Origin of the sequence: Rhodococcus sp. NPDC047139, assembly GCF_040643435.1 — a bacterium.
In the GTDB taxonomy this organism is placed as follows: domain Bacteria; phylum Actinomycetota; class Actinomycetes; order Mycobacteriales; family Mycobacteriaceae; genus Rhodococcus.
Map to the genome: position 1 here is coordinate 113,718 of NZ_JBEYUH010000004.1, position 19,447 is coordinate 133,164.

15 protein-coding genes are annotated in these 19,447 nt (G+C 64.9%); 11 read left to right on the top strand and 4 right to left on the bottom strand.

What is annotated here, in order from left to right:
- Positions 1-14: 14 nt before the first annotated feature.
- The 4 genes from ABZ789_RS06300 to ABZ789_RS06315 are packed head-to-tail and all read right to left on the bottom strand — an operon-like array spanning position 15 to position 4,117.
- Entirely contained in the window at positions 15-1,004 is a 990-nt protein-coding gene (locus ABZ789_RS06300) for an ABC transporter ATP-binding protein (RefSeq protein WP_358420563.1), read from the bottom strand.
- Positions 1,004-2,077, bottom strand: coding sequence for an ABC transporter ATP-binding protein (locus ABZ789_RS06305; protein ID WP_358420565.1), 1,074 nt, complete (start codon positions 2,075-2,077; stop codon positions 1,004-1,006). Before ABZ789_RS06305 ends, ABZ789_RS06300 begins: the two co-directional genes overlap by 1 nt.
- Entirely contained in the window at positions 2,074-3,171 is a 1,098-nt protein-coding gene (locus ABZ789_RS06310; RefSeq protein WP_358420568.1) for an ABC transporter permease, read from the bottom strand. The genes ABZ789_RS06305 and ABZ789_RS06310 overlap by 4 nt, the downstream gene beginning before the upstream one ends.
- A complete protein-coding gene (locus ABZ789_RS06315) occupies positions 3,164-4,117 on the bottom strand; it encodes an ABC transporter permease (protein ID WP_358420571.1) in 954 nt (317 codons plus the stop codon). Before ABZ789_RS06315 ends, ABZ789_RS06310 begins: the two co-directional genes overlap by 8 nt.
- Positions 4,118-5,133: 1,016 nt before the next feature.
- Between ABZ789_RS06315 and ABZ789_RS06320 the strand changes: the two genes are divergently transcribed.
- From ABZ789_RS06320 to ABZ789_RS06370, 11 genes are all read left to right on the top strand, one after another.
- On the top strand, positions 5,134-6,747 hold the full coding sequence (locus ABZ789_RS06320) for an ABC transporter substrate-binding protein (RefSeq protein ID WP_358420573.1): 1,614 nt from the start codon (positions 5,134-5,136) through the stop codon (positions 6,745-6,747).
- Positions 6,748-6,947: 200 nt separating this feature from the next.
- Entirely contained in the window at positions 6,948-8,222 is a 1,275-nt protein-coding gene (locus tag ABZ789_RS06325; protein WP_358420576.1) for a CoA transferase, read from the top strand.
- 32 nt (positions 8,223-8,254) lie between these two features.
- Positions 8,255-9,421: an amidohydrolase family protein gene (locus ABZ789_RS06330; RefSeq protein ID WP_358420579.1), complete on the top strand. Its 1,167-nt coding sequence runs from the start codon at positions 8,255-8,257 to the stop codon at positions 9,419-9,421.
- Between the two features lie 15 nt (positions 9,422-9,436).
- Positions 9,437-11,707 carry a CoA transferase gene (locus ABZ789_RS06335; RefSeq protein WP_358420582.1) on the top strand — a complete coding sequence of 757 codons (2,271 nt, stop codon included), beginning with the start codon at positions 9,437-9,439 and terminating at the stop codon, positions 11,705-11,707.
- Positions 11,708-11,744: 37 nt separating this feature from the next.
- Positions 11,745-12,536, top strand: coding sequence for an FCD domain-containing protein (locus ABZ789_RS06340; RefSeq protein ID WP_358420585.1), 792 nt, complete (start codon positions 11,745-11,747; stop codon positions 12,534-12,536).
- Positions 12,537-12,696: 160 nt separating this feature from the next.
- A complete protein-coding gene (gene hsaA / locus ABZ789_RS06345; protein WP_358420588.1) occupies positions 12,697-13,908 on the top strand; it encodes a 3-hydroxy-9,10-secoandrosta-1,3,5(10)-triene-9,17-dione monooxygenase oxygenase subunit in 1,212 nt (403 codons plus the stop codon).
- An 18-nt stretch (positions 13,909-13,926) separates the two neighbouring features.
- Entirely contained in the window at positions 13,927-15,150 is a 1,224-nt protein-coding gene (locus tag ABZ789_RS06350; protein WP_358420591.1) for an amidohydrolase family protein, read from the top strand.
- A gap of 13 nt (positions 15,151-15,163) precedes the next feature.
- Positions 15,164-16,039 (top strand): VOC family protein, encoded by an 876-nt coding sequence (locus ABZ789_RS06355; protein ID WP_358420594.1) that lies wholly within the window; start codon positions 15,164-15,166, stop codon positions 16,037-16,039.
- Positions 16,036-17,586, top strand: a complete 1,551-nt coding sequence (locus ABZ789_RS06360) for an FAD-dependent oxidoreductase (protein ID WP_358420597.1) — start codon at positions 16,036-16,038, stop codon at positions 17,584-17,586. Before ABZ789_RS06355 ends, ABZ789_RS06360 begins: the two co-directional genes overlap by 4 nt.
- Complete coding sequence (locus ABZ789_RS06365; RefSeq protein WP_358420600.1) at positions 17,583-18,662, top strand: phosphotransferase family protein; 1,080 nt, start codon at positions 17,583-17,585, stop codon at positions 18,660-18,662. The genes ABZ789_RS06360 and ABZ789_RS06365 overlap by 4 nt, the downstream gene beginning before the upstream one ends.
- A complete protein-coding gene (locus ABZ789_RS06370; protein WP_358420603.1) occupies positions 18,659-19,441 on the top strand; it encodes an SDR family oxidoreductase in 783 nt (260 codons plus the stop codon). Before ABZ789_RS06365 ends, ABZ789_RS06370 begins: the two co-directional genes overlap by 4 nt.
- Positions 19,442-19,447: the final 6 nt, after the last annotated feature.

A 19,447-nucleotide genomic window follows, 5' to 3' on the forward strand; every position in this document is an offset into this window, starting at 1 on the left:
CACCGGAGGACTGGTCAGACGTGGTGGCAGGCGACAAAATGATTGTCGTCGATCTCGCGCAACAATGGCTCCTCCTCGGCGCATCGTTCCGTCGCGAGCGGACAGCGGGTGCGGAAACGGCATCCGGACGGGGGGTTCAGCGGAGACGGAAGGTCCCCCTCGATCGGTGGCGTGGCCTCCGCTTCCCCGCGGTGGATGTCCGGATCGGGGATGGACGCCAGCAGCAGGCGCGTATACGGATGGCGCGCTCGATGTTCCATATCGAGGCTCGGTGCGATCTCGCAGACCTTTCCCAAGTACATCACCATCACACGGTCGCTGACGTTCTTGACCACCGCCATGTTGTGGGCGATGAAGATCATGGTCAGCTCGAACTCGTTCTTCGTCTGTTCGAGGAGGTTGAGGATCTGTGCCTGGACCGAGACATCGAGGCTGGAGACCGGCTCGTCGCAGATGAGCACTTTCGGTTCGAGCATCATCGCGCGGGCGATGCACACGCGCTGACACTGACCGCCCGACAGTTCTCCGGGCAGACGCTCCCACACCATGTCCGGATCGAGCCCGACAGCGCGCAGGAGTTCGCGTCCCCGCCTCTCGAGCTGTTCCTTGTTCTGCCGTCCCCACATCCGGGGCCCCTCGGTCACCAGGTGCTTGACCTTGCGACGCGGATTGAGTGACGAGATGGGATCCTGCATGATCATCTGCAGTTTCGACCGTATCCGGCGCAGTTCGGACGGGCTCGAGGTCGTCAGTTCCGTACCGTCGATCTCGACGCTGCCCGATTTCGGTGACGGCAACTGCATCACCGCGCGGCCGGCGGTGGATTTGCCACATCCGGATTCGCCTACAATTCCGAGCGTTTCACCCGACAACAGATCGAAGCTGATGTCCGACACCGCGTAGACCGTCCGGTGGCGGCCGGCCGGAAATTCCACGACCAGGTTCTTCACGGACAGTACGGGATCGTCCTCCGTGCGCAGGTGCGCAACTCCACTACCGGCCATCAGATTGCCTCCATTTCCAGCACGCGATCGTCTGCGGCCGCCACAGTGGGTATGCCGAGTTCGGCCACAGCCGGCCCGCCCAGGGGGAAGTGGCAGGCCACCTCGTGGGGATGGCGGGCGCCGGCGGTGTCCGCGGAAGCGCTGAGCCCGGGTACGACCTCCCGGCACTTCGGTTGTGTGTACTTGCAGCGGGATACGAACGCGCAACCCGCCGGAGGCCTGGTCATGTCCGGGAGGCCACCCTCGATGGATTCGAGGCGAGTGTGAGGATCCTGCTCGAGCCGGGGGACCGCGGCCAGCAGTGCCTCCGTGTAGGGATGACGGGGGGTGGTGAACAACTGGCGGGTCGGAGCGGTCTCGACGACACGTCCGGCATACATCACGGCCACTCGATCGGTCTGCCCGGAAACGACTCCGAGGTCATGGCTGATGAGGATCCCCGCCATATGCGTCTCGGTGCGCAACGAGTCGAGCAGTTCGAGGATCTGTTTCTGCACGGTGACGTCCAAGGCAGTTGTGGGCTCGTCCGCGATCACCAGCTTGGGATCGCAGGCCAACGCCATCGCGATCACCACGCGCTGTCGCATGCCGCCGGACAGCTCGTGAGGATACTGGTCGATACGTCGGGTCGGCTCCGGGATGCGGACCTTGCGCAGGAGTTCGATCGCCCGCTCACGTGCCTGCTTCTTGTCCAATCCGAGATGGGCACGCAGCGACTCGGTGATGTGCGTGCCGATCCGTTTGAACGGGTTCAGTGCCGACATCGGATCCTGGAACACCATCGCGATGTCCTTGCCCCACAATCGCTGTTGATCCTTACGGGAGAGGGATTGCATGTCTCGTCCCTCGAAGAGCACCTGCCCGGTCACTGTGGTGTTGCCGCCATGGGAGACGAGTCCCATGATGGTCTGTCCGAGAACCGACTTCCCCGAGCCGGATTCGCCGACGAGCCCCAGAGTCTCGCCTGCCTCCACCTGGAGGGAGACCTGTTCGACTGCTCTGAGCAGACCCCGCTTGGTCCGGAACCGGGTGGACACCTCGTTCACCGTCAACAGCGGCTCGTTGCAACTCACAGCTTCACCTCCCGGGTACCGCCGGTGCGCTTCTGCGCCTTCTCACCGACGAGATTGAACGAGAACACCGTCAGGAACAGGAACAGGCCGGGCACCCACACGATGTGCGGATGTTGTTCGAATACGGTGCCCTGACCTTCCGAGATCATGTTTCCCCAGGTCGGAGTCGGCGGCTGAATGCCCAACCCTAGGAAACTCAATGACGCTTCCGCGACGATCATCGCCGAGATGAGGACCATTCCCATCGACGCGAGCGGCAGGATGACATTGGGCGCGATCTCCCTCACCATCACCCTCATCCTGGTGGCGCCCATTGCCCTGGCTGCGAGAACGAATTCGCGTTGCGCGAAGACGAGAGTATTGGCTCTGGCGATACGCGCCATACTGGGAATCGCCAGAATCGACAACGCGAACGCGATGTTGCGCAGGTTCGGCTCGAGCACCGAGGCGAGCGCGATCAGCAGGATCAGCGAGGGAACCGCGAGCAGCGAGTTGGTGAGCACACCGACGATCCGATCGAGTTTGCCGCCGAAGTATCCGGCGAGGATGCCGATCGCGCCGCCGACGATCATGCCGATCAACACCGCCGAGACGGCGACCACCAGCGAGTAGCGCGCGCCGTAGATCGACCGGGCGAGCAGATCCAGCCCGAAGTTGTTGGTGCCCAGTGGATGTTCCGAGAACAGGCTCGGAGTTGCGTAGCTCGGCTCGGTGAGGGTCCGGGCGGTGTTCTCGTGCTCGGCCAGAGGGAGCAGCGGAGCCAGCAGCGCTGCGGCGGCCAAGGCGGCCAGCCACGTGCAGGACAGGATGAAGGTCAGATCGAAATCGGATCCGAATCGGGCCAGTCCGAGCCTCCGCAGGCCGGTGTACAGCGCTACGAGACCTACCAGGAACAGGGATATGCGGACCGGCATGATGAGCAGCGGCGCGAGGCCGAGGCCCACGGCGATCACACCGACGACGATGAGGCATGTTCCCAGGCGGTAGAGATGCCGGCGTTCGTCGGCATCCGACGGTTCGAGCACGGTCTCTGGAGCGGAGTCTTCCGGAGGACGGCCGGTGTCGGCCGGAATCTCGATAGTCGTCTCAGACATGAGCTCGTCGGCTCCTTGGGTCGAGGTATCCGTAGGAGATGTCGATGACGCCGTTGGCGATGACGTAGATGGCTGCGATCACCAGCACGGCCCCCTGGACCATCGGTATGTCGCCCTGCTGCGCTGCCCGGACGATGAGCGAACCCATCCCCGGCAACGAAAAGAGGGTCTCGACGATGACGGTGCTACCGATCATCGACCCGATCACGACACCGATCATCGTGATGAGCGAGAAGGACGAGGGGCGCAGTGCGTCGCTGAACAGCAAGCGGGCGTTCGACATGCCCTTCGCCTTGGCGACGAGGATGAAGTTCTCCTTCAAGGTGGTCACGAGGTCGCTTCGCAGGATGCGCGTGAACATCGCCATCTCGAGGAGACTGATGGTGAGCGCTGGGAGAAACGCGTGATAGAGGTTCTGGCCCAAGTCCTCCGAGATGCGCACCCACTGCGAGCGGGGGAACCAGCCGAGGTAGTTGACCATGACCATGATCAGCAACAGGCCCGCGAGGAAGCTCGGGATCGACAGGATTCCGAACGTGCCGGCGCTTATCATGCGATCGATCCAGCCACCCTGGTGGCGAGCCGAGTACATCGCGAGCGGGACCGAGACGACGAGTGCGATGACGAGGCCCATCAGCGCCAACTGCACGCTCACCGGCAATGCCGTGCCAATGCTGTCGGTGACCGCACCCTGCGGCGGAACCATCGACTGACCGAGATCGCCTTGCAATGCCCCCGAAAGCCAGCCCCAGTATCTCGTCAGGAAGGGGTCGTCGAGACCCATCTCCTCACGAACCTGGGCGTACTCCTCGGGCGCGCGGCCTTCACCGAGAACGGCAACCGACGGATCGCCCGGGATGAGCGATACGAGGGCGAACGTGCCGAGACTGACGATGAAGAGCACGACGACCAGTTCGATCATCTTCTCGATCATTGTTCGCGCCACCGCGTCACCGCCTCCTTCCTCTGTTCATGAACGGCCGGACTTCTGTACGGCGATTCCGTTGTCGGGACGCGGAATCGGAAGCGTGCTGCACCGCGGGCATCTTCCCGAGGTGGCGAACTGTCACCCGGTAGGACATTCGCTCGCCCTTCCGGGTACACGTCTCCGCGGACCGTGCAGCTGCCGGGTCGAGGGACGAAATGCCCGTCGTCGCCCGACCGGGTGCGCCTCGAATGTAGCGTTCGACACATCCGAAGCCGGGCGCACATGTCCCACTCAATGGCATCGACTTCCTCGGAGATCGACGCGTCTTCCGCGACCTCCGAAGGCGGCGGACCGACAGGTCACGCAGGGTGGATGGTGCCCGGGGGAACAGCGCGAGATCTTGCCTGCCGAACGGCGGACCGCGTCGCGGTTCGCTGTGTGCCCGGCCCGCGAACGGACTCGGGGCGGGCCCTCTCGCCGACATGGCGACGAGAAAGAAAAGTCCTGGTGAAGACGGTGATCGTGTCTGGTCCTTCCGCCGTCGGTGACTCTCGTCCGAGTCCTCGGGCGCCAATCCGGTCCCGAATCTACCCCGATATCCGCCCGGTGGCAGCGTGGGTCTTCTGCGCACCGGCCGGACTTGCCGGCACGGCACTCCACAGTCCGTCATCTCGGTGGCGCGGACGGTCACTCCCGTGGTCGCGGGCGTGCTTCCGGTGCTCGCCGTCGAGTTGTCCGCCGATTCCGGTGTTGTCCGCGGGGGTGGTGCTGCGGTACGCATTGGCGATACGGCAGAAACGGCCGCGGAGGACGCACGCCCGACGAAGGGGCTCTCGGCGGAAGGATCGTGTCGTCGGTGGTCCGCGTGCGTGTCGGTGGACTCGGATGCGTTGTGGCGATCGTGAACTCCGTGGCGCGCGTAGTTCAAGCGAAAGCTATTGTGACCCAAGGATACTGGCATATAGAGTCGGCGGCGCAACGGATCGGGCGACGTCGTCGGTGTGGGGGCCGATCCTCACTCTAGGAGGTTGTTCATGAGCAGATACTCGAAAGGGATCGGCCGACTACTGACGACGGTCGTGGTCGGTGCCGTTGCACTCAGCGGCTGCGCAACAGCCGACGGCAGCGACGATCCGGGCCGGGGATCCAGGTCGGAGAACAAGGAACTGGCCTATGGCATCGTCGGCGACCAGGGGGACGGTGGGCCGCCGGTGAAGGGCGGAACGCTCATCTTCGCCGGACTCGCACCGGTCACCAACCTCGACCCGACGATGACACAGGTCACCGGCCCGACCGGCGGCACCGAGATGGCCGCGGTGTACGACGTGCTGGTGAGGTACGACATCGAGTCGCAGAGCTTCCAGCCGCAACTCGCACAGTCGATCGAGGAGAGCGACGACCAGCTGAGCTGGACCCTGAAACTGCGTGACGGTGTCACTTTCAGCGACGGAACCCCACTCGACGCCGACGCCGTCGTCGCCAGCATCGAGCGGTACAACCGCTTGAAGGGCGCCCACTCCCAGCTCTTCCAGAAGGTCGTGACCGGGATCGAGGCCGCCGATCCGTCGACCGTCGTGTTCACCCTCGACCAGCCGTGGCGCACCTTCCCCGCCATGCTCTCGTACGGCCACGGCATGATCGTCGCGCCGAGTTCCCAGCAGGGCGACACCTTCACTCCGATCGGTGCCGGACCCTTCACCGTCGTCAGCCTGCAGCCCCAGCAGGAGCTGCAACTGAAGGCCCGCCCGGATTACTGGGGTGGAGCGCCCCACCTCGACGGACTCAAATTCGTTGCCATCGCCGGCGATCAGCCCAAGGTCGATGCATTGAGGACCGACGGCATCGACATGGCCTATCTCGGCAACGCCGAAACCGTGAACGTTGCGCTCGAAGAGTTCCCGGGCTACGCCGAGGCTGCGAATCTGAAAATGGTCGGACAGCTCAACTCCGCCGAAGGCCGGCCGGCTGCGGATCCGCGCGTTCGCCAGGCGATCGCCTATGCCGTCGACCCGGAGGTGATCGACCAGCGGGTACGCGAAGGTGAGGGCCTTCCCGGTACCGACCTGTTCCAGCCGTGGTCTGCGTGGCACGGTGAGACCACCGGGATCACCCCGTCGGCAGACAAGGCGCGGCAACTGCTCGACGAGGCGAAGGCCGACGGGTACGACGGCAGGATCACCTTCCTCAGCGTCAACAACCCTGACTCGCAGGAGCTCGCACTGGCCGTCCAGGCGCAGATGAACGCGGTCGGATTCGACACCTCGGTGGAATACGCCAGCAGCACCACCGATCTGGTCAAACGACGTTATGTGGACCGCGACTTCGACATGAGCTTCGGGTCGTACACAGTCTCGGACATCGACCCCGAGATCCGGCTGTTCAGTGCACTGCACAGCGAGTCCACCAACAACATCCTCGGGTACGCCGACCCGGAGATGGATCAACTGCTCGCCCGGGTCGTGTCCGCCCCGGACGACGAAGCCAAGCGCGCCGCGATCAGTGAGGTGCAGAACCTCGTCAACACCGATCAGCCGCTGCTTCTGTGGGGAGCCGGAATCAACTTCGTCGCGTGGGCACCCGACGTCTACGGTGCCCAGCCCACCGTCGACGGAATCATCCTGCTCGACGAGGCATTCATGACGAACTGACGGGCGCCTCGGAGACGACCCTGGTCACGCACGTGTTCGGGGTCGTCCTCGTTGCGCGTCCCGGTCGGTCGGACCCGACGTCGTGAAACCCGATTTCACGAGATGGGACGAAGCTGGTGAAACCGCCCTTCTCCCACTGATACAACTCACCTGTGTCCGAAGCACATCCGATCTCGGCGAATGAAGGAAGGGGGATCGGGATGTCCTCCGAAGGTCTGCGATCCACCCACTCCGCACCCGGGAGCACCGGGCGTGGTTGGCCTCGGATAGTCGATTTCTCCACGCATTTCAGCGGTCCGATGGCAAGTCGGGCCCTGGTCCACCTCGGTGCCGACGTGGTCAAGGTAGAGAACCCGCGTGGAGGTGACGGCAACCGTCAGGTGGGAAATCCGTTCGCCGGCGCCTCCGATGTGCACTATGCGCTCAATGCCGGTACCCGGAGCATGACGCTCGACCGGCGTTCCGCCGCATGGCCGCTCGTGGTCGACGCACTCACACGGTGGGCCGACGTCGTGATCGTGGGTGCACGGCCGGAGGACGCGCGCAAGCGCGGTCTGGACGCGGAGACATTGCTCGCCATCGATCCGGGCCTGGTGTACTGCTCTGTGACCGGATACGGCGACGACGGACCGTGGTCCGCGATGCCGGCCCACGGCCTGCAGCCCGACGTCATGGCGGGACTCGTCGAGATCGAATGGCACGACGGGATGCCCCGTGTGCCTGCCTCCTATCAGGCACACGGCACCGCCCTCGCCGGCCTGTGGGCGGCTCTGGGAATCCAGGCGGCTCTCCTGCGGCGACTGCGTGGAGAGCCCGGCCAGGTCGTCAGCGTCTCCATCTGGGAGGCGGCACTGTCGTGGATGTGGCGTGAGGCGCAGGCGGGTCTCAACGACCTGCCGTCCCGGCCGGCCTTCCAAGCGATGGGTTCGCGTTACCGGATGTACGCGTGCAGCGACGGCCGGGTTCTGCTGGTGTGCCCCATCGAACGCAAGTACTGGGAACGGTTCGTCGACCTCGTGGGACTTCCGGAGTCCTACCGCGCCAGCGGATCATGGGAGCGGGGTGCCGACTACGGCGCCGGTCGCGACGACGAAACCGCAGTGATCGCAGCTTCTCTCGCGACACGTCCGGCATACGAGTGGGAGACCCTGTTCGCCGAAGCGGGTATACCCGCCGCGATGGTGCGTACCGTTCGTGAGGCCGTGGACACCGATCACGCCCGTCATCTCGGAGTGAGCACCACGGTCCCGCTACCCCGAGATTCGTACGCCCTCCCGCTGAGCCCCGTCGCGGTCGTCCCCGTCGACGGCGCCCATCCGGGCACCGAGGTCATGGCCCGTCGGCGCCGGGAGCGGGGCGCAGGACTCACCGCAGCACCGGAACTCGGCGCCGACACCGTCGGCGTGCTCACCGAGCTCGGGCTCCACGACTTGGCAGCGGAACTCGCGGCCGCACAATCTCATCGAGCCAACTAGTTCCGAAACCAACCAAGGAAGAAGGAAGGTCAATGCGCAAACTCTTCAGCGTCGACGATCATATCGTCGAACCGCGCGACACCTGGACTTCGCGGGTTCCCGCGCGGTTCAAGGACCGCGCCCCACGCGTTCTCGAGGACGAGAACGGTGCAGAGTTCTGGATGTACGAGGACACCCGCCACACCTACCTGGGCCTCAACGCTGTCGCCGGCAAGCCGCAGGAGGAGTGGGGCAGGGAGCCCATGCGATTCGAGGACATGATCCCGGGTTGCTACGACGCTGCTGCTCGTAAGACGGACTTCGAGCGGGCCGGCATCATGTCGAGCCTCAGCTTTCCGACCCTTCCGCGTTTCGGTGGTGCTCTGTTCATCAACTTCCAGGACAAGGAACTCGCAGACTACTGCGTGAAGGCCTGGAACGACTTCATGTACGACTGGCACCTCGTCGCGCCCGAGATGTACGTGCCGATGGCGATCATCCAGCTCTGGGACGTCGAAGCCGCGGTCAAGGAGATCAAGCGCAATCTCGAACGCGGCTTCCGGGCGATCACCATCCCGGAGGAGACCAGCAACCTCGGTCTGCCGTCCTACTACTCGGATTACTGGAACCCGATCTGGGAGATCTGCGAGTCCGAGGGAATTCCGGTCTGCATGCACATCGCATCCAGTGGCTGGAAGGCGTACCGCCCGCCGGAGTCGTCGGCTGCGCTGGAGATCGCACTGAGCATGACGCAGACCATCACCCACGCAGTCGGCATGATGTACGGGCCGGTGGCCCGCAAGTACCCGAAGATCAAGCTCGTGTACTCCGAGGGTGGAATCGGCTGGGTTCCTGTCACTCTCGAGCGCGCGGATCGTCAGTACGGCCTGCACAAGTACTGGGGTGACCTCGATCAGAGCCTCACGCCCTCGCAGATCTGCAAGCGCAACATGTGGTTCTGCATGATCGACGAGCCGTACGGCCTCGCCAATCGTCACGAGATCGGTCTCGACAAGATCTTCTGGGAATGCGACTACCCGCACGCCAACTGCATCTGGGACGAGACCCAGCCGAAGGTCGAGGAACTCTTCGCCGACATCCCGGACGACGAAGCGGAGATGATTCTCTACAAGAACGCAGAGAAGATGTTCGACTGGAAGGTTCCGGAGATCCCGGATTGGGCGCGCGAAGCGCATATCCCGACCTTGGTTTCGAAGTAAGAGGGGAGTACTCACATGCCCGGGCCGCTCGACGGACTGCTCGTCATCGATGCCTCATGGGGGATGCCGTCCTCCATCACCTCGCTACTGTTGGCTGACTATGGCGCGCATGTCGTGAAGGTCGAGCGGCCGGGCGGTGGCACCGACACCACCGCTCCGGAACGTAAGATGTGGGATCGCGGCAAGTGGAGCATCGTGCTCGATCCCGAAAACCCTGCCGACGCCGAGACCTTGCGTCAACTTCTCCGCCGCGCCGACGTCTTCATCGAGTCGTACGGTGTGACGCGGAGCAAGGAACTCGGACTCGACTACGACGATCTCCGCGTTCTCAACCCGCGGCTGTTGCACCTGTCCACCACGGGATACGGTCGGTCCGGCCCGTGGCAGGACCGGCCTGGTTACGAGGCGCTGGTCGCCGCCCGGATGGGCTTCATGGCCGAGCAGCCGGGACACCGGAAGGGCCCGATCTTCCTGGGGCATCCCAGCATCGGATACACGACGGGCTTCCTCGGTGCCATCGGCATCCTCGCCGGTTTGCGCGCCCGCCGTATCACCGGGCGCGGGCAGCGCGTGGACGTCTCGATCCTCGATGGCGTGCTGGGTCAGGCACCGATGAACTGGTGGTTCACCTCGAAGGACGAGTCCTACCTCGACACCGAGGAGAAGGGCCATTTCGGTCACCGTCGGGTGCTCATCGACCTGTTCGAATGCGGTGACGGCGAATACCTCATGATCCACACCGGTGGAAACGGGGCCTTCAAGGCCGCTATGGAAGTGCTCGGCGTAGGGGAGCATTTCCGCACGGTCACTGGCAAGGTCGAGATGGCGGTACCCCTCGACGAGGAGGAGTTCCGCATCGCCCGCCAGGAAGTGCCGAAGATCTGGAAGACCCGTCCACGTGACGAATGGCTCGAGCTCCTCCGCGCGCGCGACGTGGCCGTCGTGCCCGTGCTGCGCCCCGGAGAGATTCTCGAACACGAGCAGGTGAGCCACGCCGGTCTGGTGATGTCCATGCCCGACGACGAGTACGGGACGTTGCGGCAGGTCGCACCGGTCATCAAGTTCTCCACCGCCGTGCCCGAACTTCCTGCTCCCGCACCTACCGTCGGCCGGGACCAGGAGAAGCTGGCCGAGTTGCTCGCTCGCGAGCCGAAGGTCGAGGAGCCGGGGCAGAGCCTGGACCATCCGTTGTCGGGTCTTCGTGTTCTCGACCTGAGCCAGTTCATGGCGGCGGCCTACGGAGCGAAATACCTGTCCGACCTCGGCGCGGACGTGATCAAGATCGAACCGCCGATCGGTGACACGATGCGCTCGCTACCCGACCCGTTCGAGGCGTGTCAGCGCGGCAAGCGAGCCATCGTGCTCGACCTCACGACGGAGGAGGGCAAGGGTCACTTCCTGCGTCTGCTGCAGACCGCCGACGTGGTCGTTCACAATCAGCGGCCGGGCAAGGCCGAGAAGCTGGGAGTCGACTACGAGACGCTGCGCCGGCTCAAGCCCGACCTCATCTACTGCTACCAGCCGGGCTGGGGTGCAGACGGTCCGTGGGCGATGGAGAAGAGCTTCGCACCGCTGCTCTCGGCGCTGACCGGGCTCATGTACATCGCCTCGGGCACGGGCAACAAACCCGTGCGCCGCGCCCGGGCGAGCGAGGATTACTACGGCGGTTTCCTGGGCGCCACCGGCATCCTGATGGCGCTCGAACATCGGGCCCGCACCGGGGAGGGCCAGTTCGTTCTGGCTCCGCAGTTGCACGCCAGCTTGTTCGCGGTGAGTGAGCACATGACCGACGGTGATCACAAACCGCTGGACACCGCCAGGCTCGACGCCCGCCAACTGGGATTGTCGCCGACCTATCGCCTGTTCGAGACCACTGATGGGTGGGTCTGCGTCGCGGCGGTGGGGAAACGTGCACAGGACCGTCTGCGGGAGGCGTTGCAGTCCGCCGGCGTCGATCTCGGTGGTCTGCGTTGTGTGGAGGCTCTGGGAGTCTCCCTGGAGACATATCTGTCCACTCTCGACACGACCTCTGCAACGGCATGGCTCGACTCGCATAGGATCGCCAACGAGGTGGCGCGGGACACGCCCTTCATGCCGGAGTTCTTCTGGCAGGAATGGGCTGTGGCGTCGGGTCACGTTTTCGAACACCTAGAGCACGCGGACTGGGGCTACATCAGGGAAGTGGGCTTGACCGTGAGGTTGTCCGAGACGCCGGGTCGAAAGACCGGCCCCGGACCGACTCTCGGACAGCACACCGCAGAGGTTCTCGACTCCTTGCAGGCCTGAACCTCGCCCTGGTCGCTCGAGCGATCAGAGGAGAGAGATGCCTGCTGAAGAGTCGAAGAAGCGCACCGTGGGGAAGCCGGTTCGTGGTGAGTCGGGCCCTGCCGCGCCGCTGCGGCGTCCGCAGAAGATGTCGGAGTACACCGCGCGTCAGGTGGTGGCCGACATCGTGGAATCGGGTCTCGGCGCCGGCGACCGGCTTCCTGCGGTGGCTTCCATGGCCGAGCATTACGGGGTCGGCTATGCCTCCGTCCGGGAGGCTCTGCGCATGCTCGAGTCGATCGGTCTGATCAAGGTGAGGCCGGGCCCCAACGGAGGGCCGGTCGTCAACGACCGCGAGGGTGCGGAATTCAGTTCGGTGATCCGCCTGTACTGCCAGATCATGGGCGTCACGTACCGGCACATCATCGGAGCACGACAGGCCCTCGAGCCGATTCTGGTGCGAGAACTGGCGACCGGAGGGTCCCCGGAGGCCCGTAAGGAACTTCTGGATGTCACCGCACGAGATCCCGCTCCCGGCGCCGACTTCCGTGCGCAGGCGCGCAGCTTTCATGATCTGATCGCGTGTTACTCGGTCACCAATCCGGTGCTCAGTCTCTTCGCACGCGCAGTCGGCCAGATCTACCGGGAGTTCATTCGCGCCGAAGGGCCCAGTACGGAGCCGGCGGACCGGCCCGAGATCCACGCCGAACACCGGGCCATCGCAGAGGCTGTTGCGGCAGGTGACGGCCCCCTTGCCGAGCAGCTCATGACCCGGCACATGGCCGATCTCGCCCAGTACGTGGAAACGCACTACGCGATGGCGCTCGATTCGGTCATCGAGTGGGTGTGATCGAGCTCGTTCCTATTGCACCGTAGTTGTTTTCGTATAATTGGTCCGATTCTCGATTTCGTGTGAACCGGATCTCATCCAGTGGCACCTTCCTCTCCTCCACCCCCCGTGACTGCGCTTACTGTCCAGATATCGCGCAGCCCGGAACAGAGGAGGAAAGATGCCAAGGAGAGGCGACCCGCATCCAGGTTCAGGAGTCGGTCACGAGGCTGCTGTAGCCACCGTGCTCGAGGCCGTGAACGAGCTGCTTCCCGGCATCGGTGAACGTGCCGCCCAGGCCGAGGCCGATCGTCGCGTCCCGGACGCCACGGTCAAGGAGCTCACGGACACCGGCGTGATGCGCCTGCTGCAGCCCAAGGCCTTCGGTGGTTACGAAGCCGACCCGGTGGCGTTCTACGAGGCAGTGCTCTCGATCGCCGAGCACTGTGGTTCGACTGCATGGGTGACCGGCGTCGTCGGAGTCCACAACTGGCAGCTCGCGCTCTTCGAAGACAGGCTGCAGCACGAGATCTGGGACGAGAACCCCGATGCCTGGGTCAGCTCGTCATATATGCCCGGGGGCAAACTCACGCCGGTTCCGGGAGGATTCGAACTCACGGGCCGTTGGAGCTTCTCCTCGGGTAGCGACCATTGTCAATGGGCCATCCTGGGCGCGCTGCAGATGAACGAGGGTGGACCCCCGACGACATACAACGTGGTGGTTCCGCGAACCGACTATATGGTCGAAGACGTCTGGCGCACAGTGGGTCTGCGAGGAACCGGCAGCAACGACATCGTGATCGAGGGCGCCTTCGTGCCGTCGCATCGCGCGCTGACCCGCACTCAGGTCTACTCGAACGACGCACCGGGGCGCGCGAGCAACACCGCCGCGCTCTACGGCATGCCCTTTGCGACCATGTTCCCCAGTGTCATCACGGCTCCGGTCATCGGTATGGCGCAGGGCCTTTTGGACATCGCGATCGACTACCAGAGCACGCGGGTCAGCCGGGCTCACGGCAAGATGCTCGACGCGGACCCCTACTCGGTGGCCGCCCTCGGTGCCGCTGCGAGCACGATCGATGCCTGCCGCCGACAGCTGCTCGGCAACATCTCCGGCATCCACGCCACGCTGGTGGCCGGCGAACTGCCGACGATGGACCAGCGTTCCACCGCCCGTCGCGACCAGGTCCTGGGTACGGTGCGGTGCGTATCCGTCATCGACGACGTCTTCGACCGGGCCGGCGCCGCAGTCATCAGCGACACCCATCCGATGCAACGCATCTGGCGTGACGCTCACGCGGCCAAGCACCACACCGTGAACACCAACGAACGCACCCTGCACAGCTGGGCCCACAACGCCATGGGGCTGGGTCCGAGCGAATCCGTAGTCTGAGCAGAAGGACCGATAGTAATGAGCGAAAAGAAGAACTACACCATCGTTTCGGCCGACACGCACGCCGGAGCAGATCTCTGGGATTACAAGAATTACCTTGCTTCGAGCTGGCACGAGGAGTTCGACGAGTGGGCGAAGGCATATTCCAGCCCCTGGGACGATCTGGTCAACGACACCGCCGCCCGGAACTGGGACAGCGAACTCCGCCGCACCCATATGGAAGAGGACGGCGTCGTCGGTGAGGTGATCTTCCCCAACACCATCCCGCCGTTCTTTCCCTCGATCGTCAACGTCGTTCCGCTGCCCTCCAACAAGGAGGACTACGACAAGCGCTGGGCCGGAATCCAGGCCCACAACCGCTGGCTCGTCGACTTCTGCTCGGAGCTGCCGGTGCAGCGCCGTGGCATGATCCAGGTGTTCCCTCACCAGGTCGAGGACGCGGTCAAGGAGATCTACTGGGCTGCCGAGACGGGTGTCATCGGCGGTGTGGTCATTCCCGCCAGCCCGCCGAACCATCCGACGGCCCTGCCGCACTACACCGGCCACTACGACCCTGTCTGGCGTGCGTGCCAGGAGACCGGCCTCGTGGTCGGTACCCACAGCGGCAGCGGTGAGCCCGAATACCCCGAGGACCCGGCAACTTCCGCGGTCATGCTCTACGAGTTCGGGCTCTTCACCAACCGCACCCTGTCGCACATGTTGATCGGCGGCGTCTTCGAGCGGTTCCCCAACCTGAAGTACTCGATGACCGAACAGGGTGTGAAGTGGGTCGTGGAGACCCTGCAGAAGCTCGAGATCCAGTTCTCGGCGCTCGCCGACCGCCCGTGGCTCGAGATGTTCGTCAAGCAGGCCTACGACAAGCTCTCGCTGCGGCCGAGCGAGTACTTCGAACGCAACTGCTTCGTCGGTGCCAGCACCATCCGTCCGGGTGAGGTCCAGCCCGCCCTCGGCCTCGGAGCGGGCAACGTCATGTGGGGCAGCGACTACCCTCACCGGGAGGGCACCGCCCCCTACACTCGCCAGCATCTGCGCGTCGCCCTCCAGGGCACCTCGGAGGCGGAGGCACGCCGTCTGCTCGGTGAGACCTGTGCCAACCTGTACGGATTCGACCTGGCGGCACTGGACAAGATCGCCGAGCGCGTCGGACCCAGCGTCGAAGAACTCCGCGAGCCCCTCGACCCGGCCGACTTCCCGCGTGACTGCGAGTGGTTCCACGACGCCATGCAGACCCTCGCGCGGTGACGGGAAAACCCCGATGACGATCCACTCGCTCGGCTACCTCCGTCTGACCTCGGTCGACGTCGACGCGTGGACACGGTTCGGGACCCACGTCCTGGGGATGACCGCCGAGCGGTCTCCCCAGGGCGGGGTCGCCCTCCGGATGGACGAACACGCCGTCCGGCTCGAGATCGTCCCCGGCGAGTCGAGCGGTGTCTCGGGAGTCGGATTCGAAGTGGAGAACCGTGCCGAACTCGATTCCCTGACCGCAACCCTGCAGTCTCGCGGAATCGACGTTCGCACGGCATCATCCGCCGAATGCGACGCGCGCAGAGTACGCGACCTGCGGCTGCTGAACGATCCGTTCGGAATACCGCTGGAGTTCTACAGTGGTCCGTCGCTGGTGCACGACCCCCTCGAGACCCGTCACGTGCGGGAGTTCGTCACCGGCGACCTCGGGATGGGACATGTCGTCTTCGGGGGACCGCAGGCGGACGAGGCGCTCGAGTTCTACCGGGACGCCCTCGGTTTCGTCGATCGCAACACCATGCGGGCGATGGGGCCGGACGGCAGACGCGGAGACGAGAGGATCACCTTCCTGGGATGCAATCGACGCCATCACACGGTGGCGCTGATGAAGCGGCCGGCACCCGCCCAATTGATCCACTTCATGGTGGAGGTCGGTTCGATCGACGACGTCGGCCGCGCCTACGACCGCGCGCTTGCTTCGGGGATACCGCAGCGTCTCACGCTCGGCCGGCACAGCAACGACGGGATGATCTCGTTCTATTCCATGACCCCCGATGGTTTCACCGTCGAGGTGGGTTGCGAAGGGCGGCTGATCGAGCCCGGGACACCGACCTACGAAACCACTGCCACCAGTTATTGGGGGCACAGAAAGGTGAGTGCATGACGCCGTCGCTCGAGTGCGATGTCCTCGTGGTCGGCGGCGGTGCGGGCGCACTGACAGGTGCTCTCACCGCCGCTACCCTCGGTCTCGACGTGATCCTTGCGGAGAAGACCGAGTATCTCGGAGGTACAGCCGCCTACGCCGGAGCAGGACTGTGGTTGCCGCTGAACAAGATCTCCGCCGCCGCCTTCTCCGATTCGCGTGAGGAGGTCGGTGCCTACGTCGCCGCGACGACGGACGACACCGGGTTCGCAGATCTGCGCACGGCATATCTCGATGCCGCGCCGGAGATGATCGACTTCCTGCTCCAGGACCATTCCCTCGACTTCTACTGGCGCGCCTTTCCCGACTACTACCCGGATGCACCGGGTTACAAGCCTCAGGGACGCGCGATCTTCCCGAAGCCGCTGCCCGCCTGGGTGCTTGGCGACCTGATCCACTTGATCCGGCCGGAACTGCCGTTGATCCGCGGCGGCCACGACACGGGCAGCCGGGTCGAGGGTGGTCGTGCGCTGCTGGGACGTCTCATCCAGGCGTGTGTGCGTGCCGGTGTCCGGATCGAACTGGAGTCACCTCTGGTCGAGCTCGAAACCCGCGAAGGCGCCGTCGTCGGAGCCCGACTCGGGGGACCCGAGGGTGACGTGCACGTCCGTGCCCGCGGCGGCGTTCTGCTGGCCGCCGGTGGATTCGACCACGACATCGAGATGCGGAAACAGGAAGGTCACCCCGTCGAATCCGGTTGGCAGATGGGCGCTCCTGGGAGCACCGGTGAAGTGCTGGCGGAGGCCCGCCGCATCGGTGCCGGTGCCGACCTGCTGCACGAAGCCTGGTGGACTCCGGCCTTCCGGACTCCGCTGGGCCCGTCCTTCCGGGTACGTGAGCGGGGCCACCCCGGCTCGATCGTCGTCGATCAGGACGGTCGCCGCTTCTGCAACGAATCGCTTCCCTACGACCGCATCGGCCGGGCATTCCGCACCAGGGTTCTCGACGGCACCCTGACCTTGCCGGCCTGGTTCATCGTCGATCAGGCGTACGTCGATCGCTACGGGCTCAACGGTGAGCCGCCGCGTGCCCCTGTCCCGGAGGAGTGGCTCTCCGGCGGTTTCGCGTACTGTGGCGAGGATTTGGAGAAGCTGGCTGCGGCCCTGGGTATTCCGGGTGACAACCTGGTGGAGACGGTGGAGCGGTTCAACCGGTTCGCCGAGACCGGCGTGGACGAGGATTTCGGTCGGGGTGGCAACGCATTCGACCTGTTCTTCGGCGATCCGGAGGTCGACCCGAATCCGGCGCTCGCGCCGTTGAAGAAGGGGCCCTTCTATGCCCTGCCCATGATCCTCAGCGATCTGGGTACGAAGGGTGGTCTGCGCGCCGACCCGCATGCGCGGGTTCTCGACGAATCCGGTACGCCGATCCCCGGGTTGTACGCGGCCGGGAACATCATGGCCTCGTGGACGGGGTCCTGTTATCCCGGTCCCGGCGCCCCGATCGGTTCGTCGATGGTCTTCGGGTACCTCGCTGCGAGGCACATGGTGGACAGGGCTGCGACGTGAGTGGGACCGGACTGTCGTGCGGCGCGGTGGCGACCGCGACCGGCGAGCCCGATCCCCGTCTCGCGGACTGGGATCGGCTCGCGCAGTGGCTCCGCAGCCGGGAGATCGGACCCGACCCGGGAAGTCCCGTCGACGTGCTCGCCGGGGGTACCCAGAACATCCTCATCCGGTACACGCACGCAGATCGTGATCTGGTGCTTCGACGCCCGCCCTTGCACCTGCGCGCGAGCAGCAATGCGGTGCTCCGTCGAGAGGTCGAGATCCTCGGCGCGCTGGCCGGAAGCGCCGTCCCGCACGCCGGGCTCGTCACGGCTTGCATCGACGAGAGTGTCACGGGGTGGGTCTTCTACGTCATGGAGATGGTCGACGGATTCAACCCCGCCGTCACTCTCCCACGCCGATTCGCCGATGATCGGAATCTGAGGCGCGATATCGCGTTCCATGCGATGGATGTCCTCGCCACGATGGGAAACCTCGACTATCGCAGCATCGGCCTCGGAGAATTCGGAAAGCCCGACGGCTTCCTGGAACGCCAGGTACCTCGATGGTTGCGGGAACTCGAATCGTTCGGCGCCCTGGACGGTTACGAGGGTGTGGAGCTTCCAGGTCTCGAGCGCATCGTGGAATGGCTACGAGCTCGGCGGCCGGCCACCTTCAGGCCCGGCATCATGCACGGCGATTATCATCTCGCCAACCTGATCTTCTCGGAGCGGGATGCCCGTGTCCTCGCGGTGGTGGACTGGGAAATGGCCACTATCGGTGATCCACTTCTCGACCTGGGCCGGTTCCTGGCGACCTGGCCGTCTACCGGCGAACCGATCGGAACGGCCGGTCCTATCTACCTCACCGACGGGCTTCCCCGGGCCGATGAACTGGTGGAAAGGTACGCCGCCACCAGCGAACTCGACGTGAGTGCTGTGGATTGGTACATCGTACTCGCCTGTTTCAAGATCGGCGTCATCCTCGAAGGGACCCACGCGCGTTCGTGCGCGGGACTGGCCGACCCCGTCGTCGGCGCACGGTTGCATCGGATGAGCCAAGCCCTGTTCCACCGCGCAGAAAGAATCGTCTCGTGACCACCACCTCTCCGCACGTCCCCACCGACCCGCTGTTCGACGTCCGCGGCAAGGCGGTGTTGATCACGGGAGGTACGCGCGGCCTCGGCCTGCAGATGGCCCATGCCTTCGCGGCTCGTGGCGCGAACGTGATCGTCGCCAGTCGCAAGTCTGCCGCGTGCGAGGAGGTCGCGGCGGAGTTGCGCGAGAGCTACGGAGTCGACGCAGGTGCGTATGCCTGCAACGTGAGCGACTGGTCGCAGTGCGACGACCTGATGGAGACGGTGCACGAGCGGTTCGGCCAACTCGACGTGCTGGTGAACAACGCGGGACTCTCGCCGTTGTATCCGAGTCTGGACAAGGTCGAGGAAGCCCTGTTCGACAAGGTGATCGGCGTCAATCTGCGGGGTCCTTTCCGCTTGTCGGTGCTGGCCGGTACCAGAATGGCCGAAGGCCGAGGTGGTTCGATCGTCAACATCACCTCGACCCAGTCGATCAAGCCGAGACCACATGCTCTGCCCTATGCGGCCGCGAAAGCCGGATTGAACGCTGTGACAGAGGGTCTCGCCCACGCCTTCGGCCCGACCGTCCGGGTGAACGCGATCCTGTGCGGGCCGTTCCTGACGGAAGTGTCCGAGGCGTGGGACATGGAGGAGTTCGAGGAGCGGGCACAACGGACGATGGCCCTGCAGCGCGGCGGTCGTCCGGAGGAGATTGTCGGTGCAGCACTGTATTACGCCAGTGACGCGTCGAGCTTCGCCACAGGGGCAGTGCTGCGTCTCGACGGTGGTTTCGTCTGAGGCGTC